This window comes from Zhenhengia yiwuensis (assembly GCF_014384995.1).
Classification (GTDB): domain Bacteria; phylum Bacillota; class Clostridia; order Lachnospirales; family Cellulosilyticaceae; genus Zhenhengia; species Zhenhengia yiwuensis.
The window spans coordinates 87,716-112,904 of record NZ_JACRSY010000011.1 but is presented as its reverse complement, the minus strand read 5'-3'; the positions used below and the strand labels follow the sequence as shown (position 1 = coordinate 112,904).

Here is a 25,189-nt window from a genome sequence, read left to right as displayed (position 1 = left end):
TTCAAGCGTGAATCAGTGGTTTTATTATATGAAACATCTTAATTTTGAAGATGGTATCATTGTGACGAATTAGTGGTATCTATAAGTGAAAGGGTGGATTTTTGAGCCCGTAATATTCAGTGATCATCTTTTACTTGAATATATTTAACCTAAAAGTGCATGACAAGGATCCTTCCTCAGAGAATATTTTTGTAGTTAAACTTATTACTTTACTGTGGAAACCTTGCCTCATACATAATGGCTAGTTCACTAAGGTACTACGGATTTGATAAACAATACAACGCTGGTATTTACTATCTATAAAAGCTACATGAATATCCTATTTTAAATTAGAACTCTAGTGCACTGCTATATGATTGTGTTGGGCTAATGAGATTACTATTCATAGGAATACAAATTCATTAAGTGGATATAGCTTAATGACCTTCCTAATTTTATGGGAGCTGCATAGAGGTGGCCTATAAGTTTGCCTCTTATTTTTAGTCAATAAGGATTTTGTGGAAAAATATGGTGATATTTAGAATAGATATTAATTGAGTTGATATTCTTATAGGATGAACATAATACTTTCTAAAGTAAATAGTTATTCGGGCTAGGATTTTGGTTCTAGCCTTTATTTTTTACAAAACCTCCAATGATACTGATAAAAATTTATCGGATTTCTATCGTAATTTGTCTATTATGTTTAATTTGTTCAAAAATAACCCTGCTAGTTTATATAGTATGTATACTTGTGATATGTAAATTATGGAATATGGTTGTAAAAACTGTACATACCCCTACCCCCTGCTTTATAATCTAATTATTAACAAACACACCTATATTTAAAATAATTTACTAAGAAGGGATGTTTTATATGGCGAATATTGGAGTTTTCGACGTTTTAGGCCCAATTATGATTGGTCCCTCCTCCTCACACACAGCAGGAGCAGCTAGACTTGGGAAGATCGTAAAAACAATAGTTAATAAACCTATTCAAGAAGTTACTTTCCTTTTACATGGTTCTTTTAGAGAAACCTATAAAGGCCACGGTACAGATAGAGCACTTGTTGCTGGGATATTAGGCATGAACCCTGACGATCCTCGCCTTAAAGATGCACTAGCACTAGCAGAGGTTCAAGGGATTAAAGTAGATTTCGTTCCTGCTGATTTAGGTCAAGTTCACCCTAATACGGTTAAATTTTTAATCACTGATAACGAAGGTATAAAATGGGAAGTATTGGGCTCTTCTATTGGTGGCGGACTAGTTGAAATTAACGAAATCAACGGTAACAAAGTTCAAATTACAGGTGAATATCCGACAATTATTACCTGTCATGATGATATTCCGGGAACAGTAGCTAAAATATCTGCTTTATTCTATGAAGAAAAGATTAATATAGCCTTTATGAAGCTCGTAAGAAGCCAAAAAGGAATGGGTGCTACCATGACTTTTGAAGTAGATCATGCTGTACCTGATCACATCATACAAAGCATTAAGCAAGTTGAAGGAATCAATCGTGTTATTGTTATTAACCAAGCAGGGAGGGACTCTAATGAAAATTGCTAAATCTGGACTTGAACTTATGGAAATCTGTAAGGAACATCATATTTCACTTAGTGAATATGCTATTGCAAGGGAAGTTGAAGATAAAGGTGTAACGCGTGAAGGCTTATTTGCTCACATGCAATTAACACTTGATGCCATGAGAGAAGGTGCAACTTTAGGCCGTGAGAAAGAAGTTTATTCTTTAAGTGGGCTTATTGGTGGAGATGCTTATCGTTTAGAACAGTATTTAAAATCAGGCAAATCTCTGATGGGAGAGGGTGTAGTAAAAGCTATGGCTATGGCACTCTCCTCAGCGGAGGTAAATGGTTCTATGGGTAAAATAGTAGCTTGCCCAACAGCAGGTTCTTGTGGTATCTTGCCAGCTGTAGTACTAACAGCAGGTGAGCAGCTTCACAAAACAGATGAAGAGCTGATTCAGTGCTTATTCGCTGCAAGCGCTGTAGGGATGATTATTGGTATGAATGCTACTTTCTCGGGGGCTGAAGGTGGTTGCCAAGCAGAATGCGGTTCTGGTGCTGCTATGGCAGCGGCTGCTGTTGTAGAAATGATGGGTGGTACACCTAAAATGAGTTTAGATGCGGCTGCTATCATCTTCAAAAATGTATTAGGTCTTGTGTGCGACCCGGTAGCAGGTCTTGTAGAAATTCCTTGTGCGAAGAGAAATATCTCTGGTGCCATTAGTGCTCTTGCTACAGTAGACTTAGTGATGGCTGGCGTGGACTCTAAAATTCCATTTGATGATGCACTTGCTGCTATGTACAAAGTCGGTACTTCTCTACCTGCAGAATTAAGAGAAACAGCTTTAGGTGGTATTGCTATTACCCCTACTGGTATCAAACTTAAAAATCAAGTATTTGGCTCAAACTAAAATCCTTTTGACATCATTGTGGAGGCTTAAATTATGCAAATTCTAATCGGAACGATTCTTTTACTTCTTGTACTTGGACTCTTTACACTCTTTAGTTACAAAGCACCAAATGGTATGAAAGCAATGGGCGCACTTGCTAATGCGGCTTGTGCTAGCTTCTTGGTTGAGGCTTTTCATGCAGCTTTCTTTGGAGATGTACTCAATATTACTTTCCTACAAGGTGTAGGTGCTGCTAATGGTAGCTTAGGTGGTGTAGCTGCTGGTATTCTTGTACCTTTAGCGCTGGGTGTTTCACCTGCATATGCTGTGTTAGTAGGCTTAACTTGTTCTGGATTCGGTATACTACCTGGTTTCATTGCGGGTTACTTAATTTCATATGTGATTAAGTTCTTTGAGAAAAAAATCCCTGCTGGTTTAGACCTTATTGTAATCATTGTTATTGCAGCACCATTAACACGTTTAATTGCTACAATCATGTCACCTATTGTAGATGCAACTTTATTAAATATCGGACAAGTGCTTCTTTCATCTACTACTGCTAGTCCAATTCTTATGGGTATTATCCTTGGTGGGATCATCACTGTAGTAGCTACTGCCCCTCTAAGTTCAATGGCACTTACAGCCATGTTAGGCCTTACAGGTGTACCTATGGCAATTGGTGCCCTTGCTGTATTTGGTTCTTCATTCTTAAACTTCGTGTTCTTTAAAAAAATGAAGTTTGGAAGTAAAAAAGATACAATTGCAGTAGCTATCGAACCTTTAACACAAGCAGACTTAATTAGTGCTAATCCTATTCCTGTTTATGTGACTAACTTCATGGGTGGTGCACTAAGTGGTATTATCGTTGCTCTTATGGGACTTACAAATATGACTCCTGGTACAGCAACACCTATCGCTGGATTTGCAGTGATGTTCGCTTACAATCCTCCTGTTCAAGTTTTAATTGCTGCTACAGGTTGTATAATCGTAAGTATCTTTAGTGGTTTTCTAGGCTACAAAATCTTTAAAAACTATAAAATTCGTACAGCAGCTGAAATTAGAGGTGAAGAAGATTCACAAGCTGTTTAAATATAATTCAAATAAGTTTTGGCATAAAAAGGAACTTACTTTTACTGTAGGTTCCTTTTTGTTAGCAACGTTATTTTAGAATAAAAGAAATGAAATAGGTATGCTTAATAAGAAATTTGTATAAAAATTTAAAGCATATTTATATCGCCAAAAGATAAGGAATGGGCTATAATGAAGGATGGTTTAAAAAAGTAAGGAGAGTATGAATATGACAAATGATATGACACAAGGAAAACCTTTTAAGTTATTTATATGGTTTTCAATCCCATTACTTATTGGAAATATCTTTCAGCAACTTTACAGTATGGTGGATACCATTATCGTAGGGAAATTTTTAGGAGAAGAGGCATTAGCAGCAGTAGGTTCGACAGGATCTATGTTCTTTTTGGTCAATGGTTTTTTATTAGGGCTTACCAGTGGATTCTCTGTTATGGTTGCTCAACGGTTTGGAGCAAAAGATGAGAAAGGTGTTAGGAAAGCAATTGCGAGTAATATTACCTTGACTGTAATTGTAACCTTTGTGGTAACAATGGTGATGCTTATTTTAAAAACACCACTTTTAAAGCTTATGAATACACCTGAGAATGTATTTCAGTATGCCAGTACATATATTGGGATTATCTATGCGGGGATTTTTACTCAAGCGTTTTATAATATGTCTGCAGGGATTTTGCGTGCACTAGGGGATAGTAAAACACCATTATATTTCCTTATTATAGCTTCTATAGTGAATATAGTTTTAGACTTAGTATTTATTATCAACTTTAATATGGGAGTAGCAGGGGCAGCTTATGCTACCAATATTGCCCAAGGATTAGCTGCTGTACTATGTATTGTTTATAGTTATAAGAAGTTCCAAATTCTAAGACTTAAAAAAGAAGATTTTAAAGTGCCAGCAAGTTACTACCGTACACATTTTCACATTGGCCTTCCTATGGCATTGCAGTTTTCAATCACAGCAATGGGGGTTATGACCCTTCAAAGTGCCATTAATATTTTTGGATCAAGTGTAATGGCAGCTTATACGGCAGCATCCAAAGTCATTCAGTTAGTGATGCAACCTTTAGTAACCTATGGGGTATCCACTGCTACATTTGTAGGACAAAATCTAGGAGCAGGATTATACCATCGTATTCGAGAAGGGGTTCGAACCATAACATGTATATCTATTGCTACAAGTATATTGTCAAGCAGTGTGCTATTCCTTTTTGGAAAATACCTTGTAGGATTTTTCCTTGAAAATCCTAGCCCAGAAGTTATTAGCTATTCAACCCAAGTCTTAAACTATGCGGGTATATTCTTTATACCTTTAGGACTTATTTTTGTTTACCGAAATGCACTTCAAGCTATGGGACAGTCCTTTATCCCTATGATGGCAGGTGTGTTTGAGTTAGTGGCACGTGCAGTGGTTGCCTATACTTTACCAGCACTTATTGGCTTTACAGGAATCTGTTTAGCAGACCCATCAGCATGGATTGCAGCCTTTACACCACTTATAATTGTCTACTTTATTAAGATGCGTAAAGTAGAACGGGAAATGGCTAAAGAGCCCGCTACAAACTAATACTGAGACAATTACAAGATATAACTCACCTTTATGATTAGAACCCACGAATTTTAGGCAATAAAATTCGTGGGTTCTTTTAGTTTGGTAAATATACTAAATTTTCGAAATGAGGACACTAGGTTTGGTGTTTTAGGTGTGCAGAGTTTGCTTTTTATATTTCATAATTGAAATCAGTAAAAGGGCATAGCCTATTACGACACAAATTAACATGGTAATCCAAGCAACAGTAAATTGAAAGTGGTCAACAATAAGTCCAAATAATGAACTTCCAAATGCAAAGCCTAAAGCAAATAGTAAGCTAATAGTACCAAGGGTTACACTAGATTCTTTTCTCCCAAACACATCACTAGACATAAATGCAGGCCCAGACATATAGGAATAAACATTTAAACCATATGAGATCGAGAATAAAAAGGATATATAATGGAAATGAGCAGACAAGAGTAAAGATACAATAGCTATAATAATGAGTATTGCAGAAATAGCCATTGTTTTTAATGAGCCTAATTTATCAAATAGGGTGCCTCCCACTACATTTCCAAGTAAACAGAATAGAGCAAAGGTTGAGCCTAATATTCCTATTAAAGAAGGTTGTAGATTTAGGGCGCTTTTAAAATAAGTGGCATATTGGGTACTTAATGCGGCGATTGGAATAGCAATAATAGCATATCCGATGGAAAATAGCCAAAAATATATATTTTTTCTAACAGCTTCTGCACCTGTGCCCTCATAGCCTTTAATCGTAGTATTTTCTTGAGCATTTGAGGTATGACTTGGGTTAATAACTTCCTGATCTCTTGGTAGTCGAATGAAGAATATAACTAAAGGAATACCTACAATTAATGAAAGTAGACCAAATATAATATAGCTCGTACTAGGACCTGATGCAGCGAGTAGGTGAGAAGTGATAGGTTGTAAGAATACATTCCCAATAGAACCACCTGAAAAAGCAATACCTAAGGCTTTACCTTTACCGTTATTGGGGAACCAGTGGCTAATAATAAAAGGAACACCTAATCCTGAAAACATAATACATCCGACCTGAGATACAGCAGATAAAATATCAAATTGATAAAGTTTACGAGCAAAGCTAAAACCCATAAATCCAAGAGAGGATAAGATAACGCCTATTAAAAATAAAAATTTAATATTTACTTTCCCATATAATTTACCTAAAAAAGGTGAACATATTGCAGAGGCAATGGCACCAAAGGTAAAGATTAAAGAGAAGGAAGCGAGTGAAAACCCAAATTTACTAGTAACATAAGGGATAAATAAGGGTTGTATATTTTGAGCAACCCCAAAAGGGATTGCTTGCATAATCATACATACAAATACAATAAAGTAAGCTTTTTTAATATTACGATTTGGTGATGCTATATTAGACTGATTATAATCCATAGTTAAACTCCTTAGTTTTGATAATTGATATCTTGAGTATCTAAGTATGGAAAGACTTTAACCTGATCTCCATCTAAGTCTTCCTTATTCATATCAATGGCATTTATTCTACTATTATTATAGGTGGTATAATAATAGACTCCTTTTTGCTGAGACATACAGGAAGTATAAAGCGTAATATCATTTTTTTCTTGTGGTGTAATAACGGAGCCGGTTACCATAGATACATTATTAAGCATATGGAAAAATTCGCTGATACCATTAAGTTCGTTGATAGGATTGCCAATTTTAGACTTTAAAAAGGCTATCCTTACAAAACGAGATACCGTAGAAAAATCTCCAGGGAGGCCAAAAGAACCTAAACCTTGCCCTAGAGGAGCTAATTCCTGATTATTCCAAGAGGTAGCAATAGGTTGATGAGGGTCCACATTTATATATTGTCTAAGGTTAGTCATATGCCAATCAAAGGTAGGAGCGTTCGATAAAACACCAATGGCATTATCATAAATACTTAATTTTTCTTTCGTTTTTTCGATAACAATACATGCTCCTTTTTTATCTACTACAATCCAATGAAGTGTTGGTAAAGGTGTAGATTCATTAAAAGGTTTTTTGACAATATTAATATGAGGGAGTTCTTTTTTTAATGCCTCTATAGAATCAAAATTATTAAGTATCCAAAAGATGACATCATAAGGAGCTAAGTTAATTTTGTCCTCTAGGACATTTTCTTCATAATGGACATAACCCGGGAAATTTAATCCAGCGCAGGCCAGTCCCTTTTCATTTAGACCATCAGCTAACGCAGGGTAGGTGCCTAGTAGTGTCCCCATACCTATAATAGCGTATTTAGATTTTTGAGTTTTACCTGTTATGTTGTCTGTATAGTTAAAATTTCTTGGGATAAGAAGAATAGATTGACTAAAAGAGAATTCGATATCCATATTTCTTCCAAATAGATTATAGCCATCTTGAGTTTGTAGTGTTAGAGCTGTACACATATATATCCTCCAAATATAAATCATATTTTAAAGATAGTATTTACTAGAGAAAGTAATAATATGTTATTTCTTTAAATCTTAAGTGTAAGCTATAACTTTTGCTTGAGGAACAAATGAATAGAGTAAAATTTGGAACTAAATTCTTAACTATGTTAAAATAGTAAACGTGAGAACAATAATATAATAGCAGTTAAGGAAGGGAGGCAGCTATGCAAAAAATATTAACCTATTATTTAAAACCTTATTATTTTCGTATGAGTATAGGGTTTATGATTAAGTTTGTGGGTTCTATTATGGACCTTTGTTTACCTTGGATTTTAGCTTATATGATCGATACAATCATCCCTATTAAAGACAAGGGACAGATTTATCTATGGGGACTTATGATGATTGTTTGCTCCTTTTTAGCCGTATCGTTTAATGTCATTGCCAATAGAATGGCATCTAAGGTGGCAAGAGATACAACAGAGCATATTAGAAATGATTTATTTGAAAAGGTTATGTACTTATCGGATTCTTATATGGATACTTATACTAAGCCTTCAATCATGTCAAGGCTTACAACGGATACATATAATGTGCATCAAATGATAGGGAGAATACAACGTTTAGGGGTAAGAGCGCCGATTCTTTTAATAGGTGGAATCTTTGTAACATTAACATTAGATCCAGTGTTAGCTTGTGTGCTTATTATTACTTTACCGTTTTTAGCATGGATTATGATTAAGGTATCACAAAGAAGTATTCCAATGTACACTAAGTTACAACAGTCCATTGACCGTTTTGTGAGGATTGTTAGGGAAGATATTAGTGGCATTCGTGTTATCAAGGCTTTGTCTAAAGAGGATTATGAAAGGAATCGCTTTGAAAACATTAATCATGAGGTAGTAGGAGAAGAGCAGAAAGCCGGAATGCTCATGGCTGTTATTGATCCTAGTGTAAGTGTCATTATGAACTTAGCCTTAGTAGGCGTATTAATTGTAGGCGCTTTTAGAGTAAATAGTGGATTAAGTGAAGTGGGAAAAATCTTAGCCTTCATGACTTACTTTACAATTATCCTAAATGCTATGATTTCTATATCCAAGATGTTTGTCATTCTTTCAAAAGCAATTGCCTCAGCTAACCGTATTGATACGATTTTAGAGTTAGAAGATGATATGGAAGTAGTAGAAGCTCTAAACACTTATGCAGATGAACAAAAATATCATGTAGTATTTGAGAATGTTTCATTTACTTATAATAAAGGTGAGGAAGATGACCTGAAGGATATTAGTTTTGAAGTGAAGCAGGGAGAAACCTTAGGAATCTTAGGAGGAACAGGTGCAGGAAAAAGCACTATTGTGAGCTTACTCCTACGTTTTTATGATGTGAAGCAAGGACGTATTTTAATAAATGGTAGAGATATTAAAAGTATTCCTTTGCAAGAACTAAGAAGTAAATTTGGTGTAGTTTTTCAAAATGACATGATTTTTGAAGATACTATTTTGGAAAATGTTAATCTAGGAAGAGATTTAAGTGAAGAGGAAATAGAAGAAGCCTTGCTTTATGCAAGAGCCAAGGAATTTGTGGATCAGAAAACCAATAATTTAGAGGAAGCCTTAGATATTAAGGGGGCTAATCTAAGTGGTGGACAGAAGCAGAGAATTCTTATCGCAAGAGCTTTAGCTGCCCATCCAGAGATTCTAGTCCTAGATGATTCCTCCAGCGCACTAGACTATCAGACAGATGCTATGTTGCGCCAGGAACTTAATATGCACTTTAAGAAGACAACCAAGATTATTGTAGCTCAAAGAGTCAGCTCTGTAATGCAAGCAGACCACATTATTGTGCTAGAAGAGGGTAGAATGATTGGTTATGGTAGACATGAGGAGCTACTTGCGCAGTGTGAGTCTTACAGACAGATTAGTGCGTCGCAGATGGGAGGTGTAGCTTAAGATGAGCCAACGTGGATTTGTGGGAGAGTTAGCTGCAGGTAAAAATATCAAAGGGCAGAAAGCTAGTAATCGCGCAATAAATAAAAAAGCAACACTTCTTAGGCTAACCCTTTACCTTATGCAATACAAATGGTTACTGCTCGTAGCTTTTATATTAACAGTGGGAAGTAATCTATTAGCACTTATTGGGCCTATGCTTTCAGGGTATGCAGTAGATGCCATAGTAGGAGTAGGCAAGGTGCAGTTTGAAAAAGTATTTTATTATGCGGCTTGGATGGTGGCATTTTACCTGGTGTCAAGTTTGCTTTCTTATTGGTTATCCATCTTAATGATTACCATTAGTAAAAAGGTAGTAAAGCGTATGAGAAAAGATGTATTTGATAAGCTTTTAAAACTACCAGTAGGGTATTTTGATACGAGACAGACGGGGGATATTATTAGCCGAATTACTTATGATATTGATACCATTAATGGGTCGTTATCAAGTGATCTGATTCAGATTGTGACCACGCTGATTACAGTAACAGGAGCACTTTCTATGATGCTGGTGATTTCTAAGAGCTTAGTATTAGTCTTTTGTTTTACAGTGCCTTTATCTATAGGGATTACAAAGTTTATTACAACTAAGACAAGACCACTCTTTAGAGATCGTTCAGCAAAACTTGGGTTACTTAATGGCTTTACAGAGGAAATGGTATCAGGGCAGAAGACTTTAAAAGCCTATACACAAGAGGAAAATGTATTGGCTAAGTTCCGTAAGAAAAATGAAGAGGCGGTGGATGCCTATTACCGAGCAGAATACTATGGGGCGATGACAGGACCATGTGTTAACTTTATCAATAACTTGTCTTTATCCCTAATTAGCGTATTTGGAGCTATGCTGTTCTTAGCGGGGAAAATGACAATTGGCAATATCTCTTCTTTCATCCTGTACTCCAGAAAGTTTTCTGGACCTATTAATGAGGCGGCTAATATTGTGAGCGAACTGCAGTCATCTCTAGCGGCGGCAGAAAGAATCTTTAGTTTGCTTGATGAGATGAATGAGATAGAAGATGGGGAGCAGGCTATTGTACTTGGAAGTAAGGAACAAGTACAAGGAAAGGTAGAGCTTAGTCATGTTCAGTTTGGATATGAAGAGGGAAGAACCATTATCCATGACCTGTCCTTAAAGGTGGAACCAGGCAAACTCATTGCTATCGTAGGTCCGACTGGGGCAGGAAAGACGACACTTATTAACCTCTTAATGCGTTTCTATGATATTCAGAGTGGTAATATTTTAGTGGATGATCATCCGAGTAAAGACTTAACGCGCGAGAGTCTTAGAAAATCATTTGCCATGGTACTACAGGAAACCTGGTTATTCCATGGTACGATTTATGACAATCTAGCTTATGGTAAAGAAGGCGCAACAAGAGAAGAAGTGATTGCAGCAGCCAAAGCTGTTAAAATCCATTCCTTTATTCAGAGGCTACCACAAGGATATGATACCGTGATTAGCGATGAAGGTTCTAATATTTCCAAAGGGCAGAAACAACTTCTAACTATTGCGAGAGCTATGTTATTAGAGGCACCTATGCTCATCTTAGATGAGGCAACTTCTAACGTAGATACAAGAACAGAATTGCAAATAGGGCAGGCTATGAGAAAACTTATGGAGAATAAAACTTGCTTTGTCATTGCCCATCGTCTTTCTACCATTCAAAATGCGGATACGATTTTAGTCGTTAAGGATGGAGAAGTGGTAGAGCAGGGAACACATGAAAGTCTCATGGAGCAGAGAGGATTCTATTGTTCTCTTTATGAGGCTCAGTTTGCTTAAGTGACTCTAGTAGTTTCAGAAACAAGAATTTGGAGGCATACATAATGAATAAAATAAATCAAACATGGACAAAAGATGGTTTTGTCCTAAGGCTTGCACAAGTAGAAGATGCAGAAGCATATTTTCCACCCAGCTGAACGAGGTAGAGGAATTGGATCATGGGCCATAAAAGCAACACGAGATTTTGCCTTTGAAAAATTAAAACTTCATCGTTTGGAATTAGATGTATTTTCGTTTAATCCTTCTGCTGAAAAAGCATACCAGTCAGCAGGTTTTAAACATGAGGGAGTATTGCGTGATGCTATTTGGAATGGAAAAGAGTTTGCTGATGATATTTTAATGGCTATCCTTGAGGATGAATGGAAACAAATAAAAGTTAACTCATAAAGCAAATGGGAAATTAAATGAGTTGATAAACTGTAGATTAAAGCAAAAGGTTTAGATGCACATTATAAAAAATCTAAAATTTTTTTGGAAAAATTGAAGAATTTTCACTACATAGGACTATATAGTATATGTAAAATGCAAAACACATCCTAGGTAATAGAAGCATTTTACACCTCGTAAGCTAACAGCTTAGCTGCTGGTCCCCTCTTCCAGTAATGAAGGCTCCTTAGCTTACAGCCCTTTAGGCCTATGTCGTGGCAGCAAGGCCTATAAGCTTCAACTTCTATAGTGCTTATCTTTCATTAAGCCTTCTGGCAAAAGTACCTGGAAGTGCACGCCTATCTAGCAGCAGTTCTCTACGTCACTTGGTGCTACCTCCCACCTGGGCCTTTATATATGCATTGGCATCCCTGTAAACGGCAGTTACGGACAATACCCATCACAGTAACGAGCGAGTGCCTAAAGAAAAGCGTTTCCCTTTCAAACCTTAAGCCTATATGGCTTATGAAAATTAAGCTAATTAACTTTGCCACATATAAAAAGCCGAGTCTATGCAGTTATTTTAAGGGGGAGCTGCATGGGGCTCGGCTTTTTATGTGTAAAATGAGAGCATGGAGATATAAAGCAGAATAAAAACTGTATGGGAATAATACCATGCAGTTTTTATTCTGCTTATTTTTTTAGCATATGTTTAATAACAAGAATAGGATGTACAAAAAATATTCTAGGACCGCTAAACTTCATCACTTTTTTAATCTGTTCTTTATACTTAGGGGCATAGCAGTGAGTTGTGCATTGACTACAGAAGGTCTTATTTTCACCATGCTTACAATGAGAAAGACGTTTAAGAGCATAGTCTTTTAAAGCAGAGCATTCAGGACAGAGGGCAGAACTAGAATGCTGTTTTTTGCAGTAAATTTCAATCATATGAGTGACAACTTGTTTTTCAGTTTCGATACGGTTCACGGATGAGATACTCCCTTCATAAAGATAAAAAGTTAAATTTTCATTTAGATAGTTTTAATCCTAAATATAAAATAATAGTATTTAAAAAGGTATAGAAAAATGATGAATAGCCTCATGAACATATTATCTAGGATTATAAGTGGAAAAAGTAACATAGTAGAGGCAAAAGCTAATGTACATATCTTTGTTTTTAAAAGCATTGAACGGTTTGTTATAAAGCTATCAAGATGTTTCTGATAAAGCTTTGTATGGATAAACCATTGGTGAAACTTAGTAGATCCTTTTGCAAAGCAAAAAGAGGTAAGTAATAGAAATGGGGTAGTTGGTAAAATTGGTAATAGAACGCCAATGATTCCTAAGATTAGAGAAAAAGTACCTATAATAATATAGAAAACTTTAGACATAAATAGAATATCCTTTCTGAAATAGTTATTGAGTATATTTTAAATCTTAAAATTAATTCTGTGGTAATATGTATTTGATATTGATAAATAATATCAAAATAAAAAGTACTCTAATAGAATAGAGTAAAAAAGAGAAAAAGTAAAGTATAAATGAAAATAATTATCACTATAAAACGGAGATAAATTTAAACTACAGGTTTAATGCAACATATTTAAATATCCCTTACAATAAACTTATGAATAGATGCATGGCGTAGTAGTAAGGTATTGGAGGATAGAGAGATGGAAAAAATGTTGGTGACAAAAGGTTTAAATGAATTAAAGTTATTAGATAGCCGTATTCATCGTAAGATAGAAGAAGGTGAATTTGTAGGCGCAGCAAAAGTTTCTGTACCTAATATTAATGGAAAGATGACTAAGGAAGCCTTTAAGGCTAATGCGAAGGCAGATTATCAATCTATTGTAGATTTAATTAAAAGAAGAAATGCCATTAAGGCAGCTATCATTCAGTCTAATGCTATTACAGTAGTAGAGGTAGCAGGTAAACGTATGACTGTAGCTGAAGCTATTGATAAAAAAAGTGCTATTGAATATGAAAAGACTTTACTAGAAAAGTTAAATGATGAGTACATCGTGGCAGCGGATCGTGTAGCTAGAGAAAATGCTAGAGTAGATGATAGTATTGAACAACTTCTCAATACAGCATATGGTAAGGAAGGAAAAGAAAAAATCACTCAGGCAAGTCATGATGCCATAGCACAGCCTTACCGTCAGGCTAATGAATATGGTTTAGTAGATGCTTTAGAAGTCCAAAAACTTATTAAAACCATGAAAGATGAGATTGAAAACTTTGAATCAGAAGTTGATACAGTATTGCAGATTTCTAATAGTGTGACTATGATTGAAATCAACGTTTAATCTAATTTATTGCAGTTATACGTAAATCCTCAATTAAGTCCCCTCCATAAGGGTTATTATGGAAGAACAAGATCATAGATCTATTGGATGCCAAGGGGCAAATTGCACTTAAATGTTTAGTGTTTAATGCTGAGTGCTTAGTGTCTAATGTTCAATGTTCTTTTTGGATTAATGCTTAGCATTTAATACTCAATTATCGATTAAATCCATGAAAGAGGTTTTGTCAGGTTGACTTATTACTGCTGGATTTTTCCCATGGCTGTATAGCTGCAATATTTTATTTTCATAAGTTGCAAGTGATTTAGAGATAAGCTATAATAAAGTATTAGTTTTTTAGGAGGTAGGCAATGAACACATTTCCAATAATTGATGTACAAGCCACAGGGGCTAATATTTTAAGGCTTAGAAAGCTAAATGGATTATCTGTAAAGGACTTACAAGTGTATTTTGGATTTGAAGGACCTCAAGCCATTTATAAGTGGCAGTGGGGACAATGTTTACCATCGATAGATAACTTGTTTGCATTAAGTAAATTATTTAATACATCTATAGACGAAATCTTAGTTGAGGGGCATTCAGCTGAGGTTTCTTTTTTTATTTTAGATAAAATAATTGATTTGTGTTAAAATAATTTCGAATAAAAACAAATATTTAAAGAAGAAAGATAAAGGTATAAAGGAGAGTTAGGGATGAAACGATTTAAAAAAGTATTTCCATTTATATTTACAACTGTATGCATGAGTCAGCTTGTATATGGTGCGTCACTTGAAAGTGTATCTGTGAATCAAACCACTTTAATTCCACTTCGATTAGTAAGTGAAGAATTAAAAGCAAAGGTTAGCTTTGATAAGGCTAGTCAAAAAATAGCAATTACATTGGGGGATAAAGTAGTAGAATTAAAGCCTAATTGCCGTGAAGCAAGTATTAATGGGGAAAAAGTAAGTTTAGATGCAGCGCCTGAAATGATAGAGGGAACAACTTATGTACCGCTCAGGTTTATAGGGGAAGCACTTGGTGCTAACGTTGGTTATAATGAAGGGGTAGTTTCCGTTTCGTTAGGAGATCTTGAGAAGCAATGGACTTTAGTAAAAAAGCCTACACCTCAGAAATCTAATTCATCTGGACAAGCTTTTAAATATGAAAGTAAGACTATTAAAGGTAAAACGGTTAAATATGTAACGATTGATATGAATAATGCCAGCATTGTGCCGCGTATTCAAACAGCTGGAGGTAAGATTAATCAAGTAGATGACCTGAAAAATCTAGGTAAAGCAGGGAAAGTAGCTATTAATGGAACTTATTTTGCAGCCTACAATGGAGATACGCCTTATCCAGATGGTACACTTGTCAAAGATGGTAAACCTCTACATATTACAGACATCGGTTGTACCATAGGTTTCACATCTGACAATGAGGTTTTAATAGATTTTGTTAAAACAAGAGTTCAAGGTTATGTGAATGATGAACCAAGATGGCTCACCTATCGCATCAATAGACCAACTGGGGATGCCAGTGCAACGGTTATTTATACACCGGAATATGGCAGTACTATTAAACTAGAGCCAGGTTATATAGGGGTTGTATGCAGTAATAATGAGATTGCCAAGAAGGTTACACAATCTGTACAAGTACCTCAAGATGGCTTTGTATTAGTTATGAGAGAGGATAGAGCAAATAGCTTTAATATAGGAGATGCCATTCGCTATGAAGTAACCTTTGAACCTAGCCATACAAGTGAGGATGAATGGAATAAGGTACAAAATGCTTTAAGTGCAGGACCAAGCTTGCTTATTAATGGCAACTCTACCCCAGCACCAAAAGAAGAAGGTTTTACAGAAGCAAAGATTCTTACGCAAGTGGCATCTAGAAGCTTCATAGGCACAACAGCAGACGGAAAAGTGATAGTCGGCACAACATCAGCAAGTATTAGTGAGCTGAAAGAAATTGCAAAAGCACTAGGCTTACAAAATGCTATGTGCTTAGATGGTGGAGCCTCTTCGGGATTATATTATAATGGAACTTATCAGACGAGCCCAGGTCGTAAAGTCAATAATAGTATTGTTTTTACTCAAAAGTAAATAGAGCACGTAAAGCACGAAAACCTTAAAATGCTATAAAAATATAGACTGCATTTTAAGGTTTTTATATGTGCGATCAAAGGAATAAGTTATGAGAAAGCTCAGTCAAGTAGAATCAGGCTAAGCTTTCTTTTTGTATGTAATCACATTTAAAGAAGGTATAGAAAAATTATTCAGAAACGAAAATCTGTGAAAAGCTATTTGCGGTATTCTCGGATAGCAGCTTAATCGATGAAGCATATTCAGAAGGAGACATTTGTGTAAACTTCTTAAACTGATTAGAGAAGTGCCCAATAGAGCTATAAGAGAGAAAGTCAGCAATTTGTGTAAAATTCAGGTTGCCTTCTCTAATGAGTTGTTTAGCTAGATTAATTTTAAGATTATGAAAGTAATCTATGACACCCCTATTGGCTCTCTCATGAAATAAAGATTGTAAGCAGGAGCGGCTGATTAAATTATCATTACAAATAGTTTCTACAGTGAGCATTTCACAAATATGGGCCTCTAAATAATTTGTAATAGACTCAAAGGTATTTGCCTTAGAAGTCTTTGAAAAAGGTGCATGTTTGAGAGGAGGGGTATGAGTTTCTTTTCTTATAAGAGCTATTAATAACTCCTCTAAATAAATTTTAATTAATTGTTCAGCTCCAAATAAGGCTGTGTCTGAGCGTTCTACCTGTTCGATGGAAGGTACATTAAGAGGTGTTGAAAAGGCAGACTTAGCCTCTGAAATAATTTTAGAAATAAGTATTTTTTCTACTGTATTTAAAGAAAAAACTTTGTTATTAAAAAAGGACATCTGTGTTGATGGAGATTTAAAAGAAATAGCAATTAGATTAGGTGCGGCTTTACCTAAGGCCTTAATAGCGTGAAATTCCATAGGTTTATGAAAAATCATTTGACCTCGCTTCAGTGTATAAGTTTTATGGTCTGTTTGAACTTCCACTTCACCTTTATCGACACAAAGCATTTCCCAAAAATTATGAGACTCCCCAGGGAAATAGAAGTTTTTCATATATTCAAAGTAGTGAATAGTGATAATGTCAGTGATACGAATAGGTTGCCTAAGTTTGGTGCTAATATAAGTCATCAATAAGCCTCCTTAAAATAAAAATAAGACGATTGAGAAAAGTATAACATAAAATATCGGACGATTGTGTAAATATAATGGATTATCAAATATGTTTTAGTAAATTAAATTTAACTATAATACCTATATAAAAAGTAATTTCAAAATTATTTTAGAGAAGGAGAAAAGAGAGATGGGTAAAAAGTTAACTATAGCATTAGCGGGGCTTGGAAATAGGGGGAAAGATGCTTACGCACCAGTAACAAAATTATTTCCTGAAGAAATGGAAATTGTAGCGATAGCAGATATTGACCCTGCTAAAGTAGAAGAAGTAGCTAAAAACTATAATGTTGCCCCTGAAAAATGTTTTAGCAGTGCAGAAGAGCTTATTGCACAAGACAAATTAGCAGATGTAATGTTTATTACTACACAAGATAGACAACATGTGGCTCAGGCTATTCCAGCTTTAAGAAAAGGCTATGACCTTTTACTTGAAAAGCCTATTTCACCGGACTTAGATGAATGCCGTGAAATTGTAAAGGTAGCCAAAGAATGTGATCGCAAAGTGGTTGTATGCCATGTTTTAAGATATACACCTTTCTATACAAAGTTAAAAGAAATTCTTGATGAAGGAACTATTGGAGATATTGTATCGGTCATGGCTATTGAAAATGTAGGCTACTGGCATCAAGCACACAGCTTTGTAAGGGGAAACTGGAGCAATTCTAATGAAACCAGTCCGATGATCCTTCAAAAATGCTGTCATGATATGGATTTATACTTATGGCTTACAGGCAAAACTTGCAAGAGTGTATCTTCTTTTGGGAGCACTTATCTTTTTAAAGAAGAAAATGCGCCTGAAGGAGCTGCAAAACGCTGCTTAGATGGCTGTAAAGCTAAAGAGAACTGTCCTTTTGATGCAGAAAAAATCTATATTGAACATGAAAGAATGGGTGTAAAGACTGGCTATACAGGTTGGCCACTTGAAGTATTGGCCCTTCATCCTACACTTGAAACCATTACAGAAGCTATTCAAAATGGACCATATGGAAAGTGTGTGTACCACTGCAATAATAATGTAGTAGACCATCAAGTGGTAAACCTAGAAATGACAGATGGCACAACTATGAGCTTTACAATGTGCGGCCTTACATATGATAATTCACGCTATGCAAAGCTTATGGGTACTAAAGGTGAGATTGTAGCAGATATGCTAAAGAATACTCTAGAAATCAAAGTCTTTGGCAAGAAACCAGAAGTGATTGATATTTCCAAACTTGCTAAAAACCTTTCAGGTCACGGTGGTGGTGACTTAAGAATTGTGAAAGAGTTTATAGAAATGATTAGTGAAGGTAAACAACCTACAAGTGCTATTACCTCTGTAGAAAACTCTGTAGAAAGTCATTACATTGCATTAGCTGCAGAGCAGTCCAGATTAGCAGGTGGTGAATGTATTAACTTAGACACTTTAAGAAATGCTTAAACCATAAAATAAGTTAAAGGGGATGCGCAATGAGCCAGGTTGGAAAAATAAAAAGTTTATACCAAGTAGGTAACAAGATTCATTTAGGGTTTGAAAAAGAAAAGGGAGAGCTGGTCTTTTGGAAAGAGGATTTAATACGTTTTAGATTAGACCTAACTGGGGCTTTTACAGATGACACGCAGGGCAAAATCATTGCTAAAGATGAAGAAGGGTTCAAAACGCAGTATGGGGTACCTCAAGTGGTAGTAGAAGAGTTTAAGGATTATTACAAGGTGGCAAGTCAGGAAGTCATTTTACATCTTTATAAAAGAGCTTTTAGATTAGAGGCTTATAAAAAGGATGGGCAGACTCTTATTTTTGCAGAGGATGAGCCTATTACTTATACAGAAGATACAATTACACAGACTTTTAAAGGGGACAGCCAGGAATATTTTTATGGTGGTGGCGTACAAAATGGTTACTTCTCACATAAAAATAAAACTATAGATATTGAACTTAAAATTTCCCATTGGAATAAGGGATCTGTTTCTAATCCAGCACCTTTTTACATGAGTACAAAGGGCTATGGACAATTTAGGAATACTTTTACAAACGGACACTATGATTTTAAAGAGCAGACTGTGATTACTCATGAAGAAGGGAAGCTAGATACTTTCTATTGCTTTGGAGAAGGGCTACATGAAGTACTTTCAGTTTATACGGAGCTAACAGGTAGAGCGCCTCTTATTCCAAGATGGGGACTTATGCCAGGGGATGCCAATTGCTATAAAGAAACCATGGATGCTTTGAAGGTAGCTAAAGCTTATGAAGAACATGATATGCCTCGTGGATGGATGCTGCCTAATGATGGCTATGGATGTGGCTATACAGATCTTAAAGGATTTATTAATGAAGCGGAAAAGTTAGGTTTCAAAGTAGGCTTATGGACAGAAAATAGTGTAGATAAAATTGCTAAAGAGGTTTCGGAGTTTGGTTCTCGTGTAGTAAAAACAGACGTAGCATGGGTGGGGCCTGGGTATGAGTTTGGTTTAGATGCTGTTAAAGTATGTTATGAAGGGATTGAAAACAACAGCAAAGACCGTGGTTACGTATGGACCTGTTGTGGATGGGCAGGTAGCCAAAGATATGCTGCAGTATGGAGTGGTGACCAATTTGGTAACTGGGAATATATTCGTATGCATATCCCAACTTACATAGGAGCAGGCTTATCAGGACATGCTTACTGCGGCTCTGATATAGATGCTATTTTTGCAGGTTCTGCTGAGACCCAAGTAAGAGATTTGCAGTGGAAATGTTTCACACCTATTCTCATTAATATGTCAGGCTGGGCACCTCGTGATAAACAACCTTGGGTATGGGGAGAGCCTTATACAACTTATAATAGGAAGTATCTTAATTTAAAATTACGTCTTGCACCTTATATGTATAGCTATGCTTATGAAAGCTACAAGACAGGAAGTCCTATTGTGCGTGCTATGTTATGGCAATATCCCGAAGATGTTTATACTTTAACCAAAGACACACAGCATCAATTTATGTTAGGAGATTGGTTTTTAGTAGCACCTGTCTATGAAGAGGCTACCATAAGAGACAATATTTATTTGCCAGATGCTGATCAGATCTGGATTGATTACTTTACAGGTGAGCAATATAGAGGTGGAAGAGTGATTAACTCTTTTGAGGCACCTCTTGAGAAATTACCACTCTTTGTGAAGAATGGCGCTATTATTCCTATGTACCCATTAGGCAGATTTGATGGGGATAAGTTGCCAAATGAAGCTCATCCATTAACGTTAGATATTTATCCTTATGGAACAAGTAGATTTGAAATGTATGAAGATGATGGTTGTACACAAGCATATAAAGAAGGTGCTCATGCTTTAACTAAAATTAAAGTTACAGCTCCAAAAGGTGGTAGAGGTAATGTAACAATTCATATTGCTCCGGCTGAGGGACATTATGAAGGTATGGAAGAAGTAAGATGTTATGAATTTAAAATCCATTCAAAAGTATCGCCTAAAGCGATTAAGGGCATAGAGGCTTTGGCAGAAGAAAACTGGATAGAAGTAGATACAAGGGAAGCTTATGAGGTAAGATCTGGTAATGTGGTTTATTTTGATTCAGCTGAAGCAGGCGGTGTCATTTATATTAAAACAGCAGCTTGGTCAGTGCGACAAGCATTAGCTATAGAAGTCATAGATATCCATAATGATCAAAGAGAGCAGCCTGTTAGGCATGAGGCTATTCCACAAATACCACTGGGGCTTAAAGGTATTACAATTGAAGATTTAAGTATTCAGATAGGCTGGGAAGAGACAGCAGAAGCTACTGCATACGACTTGAAAATAAATGGCATCCTCTTTGAAAATGTATCTAATCCATTTTTACATAGAGACTTGGAATGCACCACTTCATATACTTATCAGGTAAGAGCACGTAATACAAAGGGAACATCCAGTTGGAGTCATGAAGTGGTACTTACAACTTTAGAATCTCATCTTAAAAATGTCATTGCAGGAGAACAGATGGAAGTTAGTGCAACTAGTGAGCGTCCAGGATACGATGCAACCAAAGCAGTTAATAGAGATGATAATTCCATGTGGCTTTCTAAGTCAGAAGGAGAAGGTGACTTACCAGTTATTTATGAAATGCATTTTAAAGAGGCGTATAAACTTAATAAGTTTGAATACCAATCTAGAGGAAAAGGTACCAAAGGCAATATTACAAAATATAATTTAGCTATTAGCCAAGATGGACGCCATTACAAAACCTTAGTGAAAGAAGGTATTTGGCCAGACCAAGATGCACCACATTTGGTAGAATTTAAAGAAATAGTGGCAAAGCATGTTAAGATAGAAGCTTTAGAGGGTAATCAAAACTATGCCAATGCTATCCACTTTAAACCCTATAAAGTAGAAGGAACAGAAGCTGTTCAGATTGGGGATTATACAGGAGGTGGCAAAGTGGATGAAAATGATTTAACTTTTGTAACCAACTATATGGGTGTAGCTTATGGTGATAATGACTGGGATTATGTTTCTAAATGTGACGTGAATTATAATGGACGTATTGATGTGTATGATTTAAGTCTTGTAGCGAGTCAATTAGATGGTGGATTAGAAGTACAGGATGAAGAGGCAAAGGGCGAAATTACCTTGGTTACAAATGTAGACTACGTTAAAGCAGGAGAGACTTTTACTGTACAAGTAGTGGGGAAAGACCTACAAGATGTCTATGCCTTTGAAGCGGTACTTACACTGGATACCAATCGCTATGACCATAGAAACTGCTTAGGTAGAAGATGTAAGAAAGAAGTGATTGCAAGCTCATCTGCCTTAACAGAACATATGATTAATGCATCAGCTCTAAAAGAAGATGAAAAAACAAGATTGGTTGTGGCTTTTAGTAATAAAGGAAATGGCATGTTACTCCAAGAAGATGGTATCCTTGCAACCTTTAGCTTAGTAGCTAAAGTAGATGGGGTGGTAGATTTAAGTGGAGTGAGTACACTTTTGGTAGGGCCAAACTTAAAATATTAAGCTTATTGAAAATAGACCTGGTTTAACAGGTCTATTTTTTATTTTTAAAAGTAGTGAGTAAATATAATAGTGAATGAAAGCATATTTTTAGAGTAAGATAGGAAGATTGAAAAAGAGTAGGGTATATTCTATAATATTTTATATAATATGCGATTACTCAAATAGGGAAGGAAAATGATTCAATGGTATATGAGGATGCAAAAGAATTAATTAATCATCTTAAACTTAATTTGGTAGATTATGGTCTTAAAATTTCTTTAGGGGAAACTGTTGAAATTCATTATCCAACGCATTTTCAGATTATTTACTACCGTGAAGCAACACCTGTTTTGGAAGTTGGAAAGCAGGTATATCATTATAAAAAAGGGAGCTTGTTTGTGGTAAGTCCCCACACAAGTTATACAGTGAAGAATAAAAATGAGGCGTGTTATGAATATTATTGTTTTGAATTTGATGTAGAGCCAGCGCATGTCTCATGTTATTTTGCAGAGTTAATTACTGCAAACGGGCATGTTTTATACCAAGATGAGTTTGTAAATTTTGAGACTATGTTTGCAAAACTCTTTATGGAGACCAATAACAAGGCTATTGGGTATGATAGTATTTTGTATTCAGGACTTTTACGAATGGTTATTCATATTATTCGTGCCCAGCAGAAAAAACAAGTTTTAGAATTTGAGAAAAAACATGATTATCCTCAATATAATCAAGTCATTCAGAAGGCTACGGCTTATATCCACGAGCATCTAAGCGAGCCTATTAAAGTAGAAACAATGAGCCAGGCTATAGGCGTAAGCTCCAATTCTTTGTACAAAGCCTTTATAGCTATATTCGATAAATCTCCAAGTCAATACATTTTAAGATTGAAGGTACATCAAGCAGAGCAGCTTATTAAGTGTCATTGCTATAACATTGAAGAGATTGCTAGACAATTAGGCTTTTCTTCCGCATATCACTTTAGTAAAACTTTTAAAGAGATACGAGGTATTAGTCCTAAAAAATATGAAATTGAAATAAGAAATAAAACTATGACGAGTACGGAATAATATATTTTTTATAAAGAAATACATATGTTTTTTCATCCTTTTCTTGATAACATTGAATTATCAAGAAAGGAGGCTTTTATATGCAATTATTTCAACCTATTAATGTGGGTAAAATTACTTTAAAGAACAGAGTGATGTTCCCACCACTTACAACAGGTTATGAGGAAAGAGATGGTTCTATCGGAGAAAAAAGTTTAAACTTTTATAAACGTTTAGCAGAAGGTGGTGTAGGCTATATTGTCATAGGGGATGTCACACCTATCCAAACTATTTCTCCAACACCTAAGCTCTTTGATGATAGTCAGATTCCGAGCTATAAAAAATTAGCAGATGCTGTACATACATATGGGGCAAAGTTAGGTCTTCAACTTTTTCATCCTGAATACGATGTAGATGCTGTTAACGCTTTATTTAGACAAGGCGATATGCAAGGTGCAAGGGCTAAACTACATCATGATATGTTACATTTTGTAGATGAAGTATCTGTTGAAAATCTGAAGGGCATTATAAAGAAGATTGCTGAGTGTGCAAAAAGAGCAGAAAAGGCAGGTGTAGATATTATAGAAGTACATGGAGACCGTCTTGTAGGTTCATTAACTTCTACGCTATTAAATCATCGTGAAGATGTATATGGGGGTGCCTTTGAAAATCGTATTCGCTTTGCATTAGAGGTAGTTAGAGCAATTAAAGAGGCTGCGCCAAACTTGACTATTGATTATAAGTTGCCTATTATCAGTACAAATCCTTTAAGGGGTAAAGGTGGCGTATTGATTGAAGAAGGTATAGAGCTTGCTAAGTGTTTAGAAGAAGCAGGTGTAGATATGCTTCATGTGGCACAAGCTAATCATACAGGTAACATGGGGGATACCATTCCAGCTATGGGGACACAACCTTATGCATTCTTTGCGGACTATGCGAAGCAAGTGAAAGAAGCTGTTTCTATTCCAGTTTCTACAGTAGGTCGTATTGTAACACCTGAAATGGGTGAAGCTATTCTTAAGGCAGGTAAAGCTGATATAGTGGGAATAGGTCGTCCACTTCTTGCTGATCCAGATTGGCCTAAAAAAGCAGAAGCTAATCAAATGAATACCATTCGCTACTGTATGATGTGTAATAAAGGCTGTACAGATAGCATTCAAAACCGTAAATTCTTAAGCTGTGTACTTAATGCAGAGAATGGGTATGAGTATGAAAGAATAATAACACCTGCAGTAACTTCAAAACGTGTAGGTGTTATAGGGGCAGGTCCAGCAGGATTAGAAGCAGCAAGAGTAGCAGCCTTGAAAGGGCATGAGGTTATTGTTTATGACCAAAATATTCAAATTGGTGGACAGCTCCAAATTGCTAAAGTACCACCACGTAAAAATGAAATGAATCGAGTAATACAGTATTTAGGAGCAAGTTTAACAAAGTTAGGTGTAACACTTAAATTAGGAAAAAAAGTAGATGCCACAGATTTGTTAAGAGACCAAGTAGAGCATGTTATTGTAGCAGTTGGTGCATCTAATAGTATGCCACCTATTAAAGGAGCAGATGCAGTACATGTATTAGATGCTTGGAAGGTACTAGCAGATGAGGCAATATGTGCAGGAAAAGTAGTTGTTATAGGCGGTGGTTTAGTAGGTGCAGAAACTGCTGAGACATTGGCTTATAGGGGTTGTCAAGTAAACATTGTAGAAATGATGGATGAAATTGCTAAAGAAGAGTCAACAACTGTCAGACCAGTGCTATTTGACTCTTTTAAAGCACATCATGTAGGCCTTTATACAGGCTATACAGTGGTGGAAATTACACCGCAAGTTGTATATGCTCAAAATAAAGATAAAGAAATAATAGAAATACCATGTGATTATGTTGTGATGGCAGTAGGTGCTAAGCCTAACAAGTTTGATCAGGAGCCATTAGTACAAGCAGGTATACCAGTTGTTTATGTAGGAGATTGTAAAGAGAAAGCCCAAGATATTAATCATGCTATTTGCACAGGCTATGATGCAGCTAATCAAATAGGGTAAAGCCACTAAAAAGCATGATTTCATTTCATACTCATTTTATTTTAGAAGGCTATATTATGTTTGAACAAAACAATGGATAT

The 25,189-nt window shown here is 35.8% G+C and carries 19 protein-coding genes; 14 read left to right on the top strand and 5 right to left on the bottom strand.

What is annotated here, in order from left to right; all coding sequences use genetic code 11:
• Positions 1 to 856: 856 nt before the first annotated feature.
• The 4 genes from sdaAB to H8718_RS08635 all read left to right on the top strand — a co-directional run bounded on the left by sdaAB (position 857) and on the right by H8718_RS08635 (position 5,049).
• Positions 857 to 1,549 (top strand): L-serine ammonia-lyase, iron-sulfur-dependent subunit beta, encoded by a 693-nt coding sequence (gene sdaAB / locus H8718_RS08650; RefSeq protein ID WP_249332599.1) that lies wholly within the window; start codon positions 857 to 859, stop codon positions 1,547 to 1,549.
• The gene (gene sdaAA / locus H8718_RS08645) at positions 1,536 to 2,417 is read left to right on the top strand and encodes an L-serine ammonia-lyase, iron-sulfur-dependent, subunit alpha (protein WP_249332598.1); all 882 of its coding nucleotides are present in this window, start codon (positions 1,536 to 1,538) and stop codon (positions 2,415 to 2,417) included. The genes sdaAB and sdaAA overlap by 14 nt, the downstream gene beginning before the upstream one ends.
• Before the next feature lie 33 nt (positions 2,418 to 2,450).
• Positions 2,451 to 3,485, top strand: coding sequence for a PTS sugar transporter subunit IIC (locus H8718_RS08640; protein ID WP_177671624.1), 1,035 nt, complete (start codon positions 2,451 to 2,453; stop codon positions 3,483 to 3,485).
• A gap of 208 nt (positions 3,486 to 3,693) precedes the next feature.
• Positions 3,694 to 5,049 (top strand): MATE family efflux transporter, encoded by a 1,356-nt coding sequence (locus H8718_RS08635; RefSeq protein WP_249332597.1) that lies wholly within the window; start codon positions 3,694 to 3,696, stop codon positions 5,047 to 5,049.
• Positions 5,050 to 5,181: 132 nt separating this feature from the next.
• On the opposite strand, the gene H8718_RS08630 is transcribed toward H8718_RS08635, so the two are convergent.
• Complete coding sequence (locus H8718_RS08630; RefSeq protein ID WP_249332596.1) at positions 5,182 to 6,453, bottom strand: conjugated bile salt MFS transporter; 1,272 nt, start codon at positions 6,451 to 6,453, stop codon at positions 5,182 to 5,184.
• 11 nt (positions 6,454 to 6,464) lie between these two features.
• Positions 6,465 to 7,454: a choloylglycine hydrolase gene (bsh, locus tag H8718_RS08625; RefSeq protein ID WP_249332595.1), complete on the bottom strand. Its 990-nt coding sequence runs from the start codon at positions 7,452 to 7,454 to the stop codon at positions 6,465 to 6,467.
• A 209-nt stretch (positions 7,455 to 7,663) separates the two neighbouring features.
• Here bsh and H8718_RS08620 point away from each other — a divergent pair, with 209 nt between their 5' ends.
• From H8718_RS08620 to H8718_RS08610, 3 genes are all read left to right on the top strand, one after another.
• Complete coding sequence (locus H8718_RS08620; RefSeq protein WP_249332594.1) at positions 7,664 to 9,388, top strand: ABC transporter ATP-binding protein; 1,725 nt, start codon at positions 7,664 to 7,666, stop codon at positions 9,386 to 9,388.
• Between the two features lies 1 nt (position 9,389).
• Positions 9,390 to 11,207 carry an ABC transporter ATP-binding protein gene (locus H8718_RS08615; RefSeq protein WP_249332593.1) on the top strand — a complete coding sequence of 606 codons (1,818 nt, stop codon included), beginning with the start codon at positions 9,390 to 9,392 and terminating at the stop codon, positions 11,205 to 11,207.
• 108 nt (positions 11,208 to 11,315) lie between these two features.
• Entirely contained in the window at positions 11,316 to 11,594 is a 279-nt protein-coding gene (locus tag H8718_RS08610) for a GNAT family N-acetyltransferase (protein WP_249332592.1), read from the top strand.
• A 672-nt stretch (positions 11,595 to 12,266) separates the two neighbouring features.
• Here H8718_RS08610 and H8718_RS08605 read toward each other — a convergent pair.
• Together H8718_RS08605 and H8718_RS20955 are read right to left on the bottom strand one after the other, a co-directional pair.
• On the bottom strand, positions 12,267 to 12,560 hold the full coding sequence (locus tag H8718_RS08605) for a nitrous oxide-stimulated promoter family protein (RefSeq protein ID WP_249332591.1): 294 nt from the start codon (positions 12,558 to 12,560) through the stop codon (positions 12,267 to 12,269).
• A gap of 44 nt (positions 12,561 to 12,604) precedes the next feature.
• Positions 12,605 to 12,964, bottom strand: coding sequence for a DUF454 family protein (locus H8718_RS20955; protein ID WP_249332590.1), 360 nt, complete (start codon positions 12,962 to 12,964; stop codon positions 12,605 to 12,607).
• Between the two features lie 282 nt (positions 12,965 to 13,246).
• Here H8718_RS20955 and H8718_RS08595 point away from each other — a divergent pair, with 282 nt between their 5' ends.
• The 3 genes from H8718_RS08595 to H8718_RS08585 all read left to right on the top strand — a co-directional run bounded on the left by H8718_RS08595 (position 13,247) and on the right by H8718_RS08585 (position 15,960).
• Entirely contained in the window at positions 13,247 to 13,882 is a 636-nt protein-coding gene (locus tag H8718_RS08595; protein ID WP_177671618.1) for a hypothetical protein, read from the top strand.
• 347 nt (positions 13,883 to 14,229) lie between these two features.
• On the top strand, positions 14,230 to 14,508 hold the full coding sequence (locus tag H8718_RS08590) for a helix-turn-helix domain-containing protein (RefSeq protein WP_249332589.1): 279 nt from the start codon (positions 14,230 to 14,232) through the stop codon (positions 14,506 to 14,508).
• 63 nt (positions 14,509 to 14,571) lie between these two features.
• A complete protein-coding gene (locus tag H8718_RS08585; protein ID WP_249332588.1) occupies positions 14,572 to 15,960 on the top strand; it encodes a phosphodiester glycosidase family protein in 1,389 nt (462 codons plus the stop codon).
• Positions 15,961 to 16,129: 169 nt separating this feature from the next.
• Here the strand turns inward: H8718_RS08585 and H8718_RS08580 are convergent, their stop codons facing one another.
• Positions 16,130 to 17,050, bottom strand: coding sequence for a helix-turn-helix domain-containing protein (locus tag H8718_RS08580; RefSeq protein ID WP_249332587.1), 921 nt, complete (start codon positions 17,048 to 17,050; stop codon positions 16,130 to 16,132).
• Positions 17,051 to 17,222: 172 nt separating this feature from the next.
• Here H8718_RS08580 and H8718_RS08575 point away from each other — a divergent pair, with 172 nt between their 5' ends.
• The 4 genes from H8718_RS08575 (at position 17,223) to bilR (ending at position 25,109) form a co-directional block, all read left to right on the top strand.
• A complete protein-coding gene (locus tag H8718_RS08575) occupies positions 17,223 to 18,512 on the top strand; it encodes a Gfo/Idh/MocA family protein (RefSeq protein ID WP_249332586.1) in 1,290 nt (429 codons plus the stop codon).
• Between the two features lie 29 nt (positions 18,513 to 18,541).
• On the top strand, positions 18,542 to 22,051 hold the full coding sequence (locus H8718_RS08570) for a TIM-barrel domain-containing protein (RefSeq protein ID WP_249332585.1): 3,510 nt from the start codon (positions 18,542 to 18,544) through the stop codon (positions 22,049 to 22,051).
• A 182-nt stretch (positions 22,052 to 22,233) separates the two neighbouring features.
• Positions 22,234 to 23,097, top strand: coding sequence for an AraC family transcriptional regulator (locus tag H8718_RS08565; protein WP_177671612.1), 864 nt, complete (start codon positions 22,234 to 22,236; stop codon positions 23,095 to 23,097).
• Positions 23,098 to 23,177: 80 nt separating this feature from the next.
• Positions 23,178 to 25,109, top strand: coding sequence for a bilirubin reductase, long form (gene bilR, locus H8718_RS08560; RefSeq protein WP_249332584.1), 1,932 nt, complete (start codon positions 23,178 to 23,180; stop codon positions 25,107 to 25,109).
• Positions 25,110 to 25,189 lie beyond the last annotated feature (80 nt).

Excerpts from the sequence above, each read along its gene's own strand:
- H8718_RS08575 (WP_249332586.1), top strand. The coding sequence starts at position 17,223 with ATGGGTAAAAAGTTAACTATAGCATTAGCGGGGCTTGGAAATAGGGGG.
- H8718_RS08620 (WP_249332594.1), top strand. The coding sequence starts at position 7,664 with ATGCAAAAAATATTAACCTATTATTTAAAACCTTATTATTTTCGTATG.
- bilR (WP_249332584.1), top strand. The coding sequence starts at position 23,178 with ATGCAATTATTTCAACCTATTAATGTGGGTAAAATTACTTTAAAGAAC.
- H8718_RS08580 (WP_249332587.1), bottom strand. The coding sequence starts at position 17,050 with ATGACTTATATTAGCACCAAACTTAGGCAACCTATTCGTATCACTGAC.
- H8718_RS08615 (WP_249332593.1), top strand. The coding sequence starts at position 9,390 with ATGAGCCAACGTGGATTTGTGGGAGAGTTAGCTGCAGGTAAAAATATC.
- H8718_RS08595 (WP_177671618.1), top strand. The coding sequence starts at position 13,247 with ATGGAAAAAATGTTGGTGACAAAAGGTTTAAATGAATTAAAGTTATTA.
- H8718_RS08630 (WP_249332596.1), bottom strand. The coding sequence starts at position 6,453 with ATGGATTATAATCAGTCTAATATAGCATCACCAAATCGTAATATTAAA.
- H8718_RS08565 (WP_177671612.1), top strand. The coding sequence starts at position 22,234 with ATGGTATATGAGGATGCAAAAGAATTAATTAATCATCTTAAACTTAAT.
- bsh (WP_249332595.1), bottom strand. The coding sequence starts at position 7,454 with ATGTGTACAGCTCTAACACTACAAACTCAAGATGGCTATAATCTATTT.
- H8718_RS08640 (WP_177671624.1), top strand. The coding sequence starts at position 2,451 with ATGCAAATTCTAATCGGAACGATTCTTTTACTTCTTGTACTTGGACTC.
- H8718_RS08590 (WP_249332589.1), top strand. The coding sequence starts at position 14,230 with ATGAACACATTTCCAATAATTGATGTACAAGCCACAGGGGCTAATATT.
- H8718_RS08570 (WP_249332585.1), top strand. The coding sequence starts at position 18,542 with ATGAGCCAGGTTGGAAAAATAAAAAGTTTATACCAAGTAGGTAACAAG.
- H8718_RS20955 (WP_249332590.1), bottom strand. The coding sequence starts at position 12,964 with ATGTCTAAAGTTTTCTATATTATTATAGGTACTTTTTCTCTAATCTTA.
- H8718_RS08585 (WP_249332588.1), top strand. The coding sequence starts at position 14,572 with ATGAAACGATTTAAAAAAGTATTTCCATTTATATTTACAACTGTATGC.
- sdaAA (WP_249332598.1), top strand. The coding sequence starts at position 1,536 with ATGAAAATTGCTAAATCTGGACTTGAACTTATGGAAATCTGTAAGGAA.
- H8718_RS08610 (WP_249332592.1), top strand. The coding sequence starts at position 11,316 with ATGCAGAAGCATATTTTCCACCCAGCTGAACGAGGTAGAGGAATTGGA.
- sdaAB (WP_249332599.1), top strand. The coding sequence starts at position 857 with ATGGCGAATATTGGAGTTTTCGACGTTTTAGGCCCAATTATGATTGGT.
- H8718_RS08635 (WP_249332597.1), top strand. The coding sequence starts at position 3,694 with ATGACAAATGATATGACACAAGGAAAACCTTTTAAGTTATTTATATGG.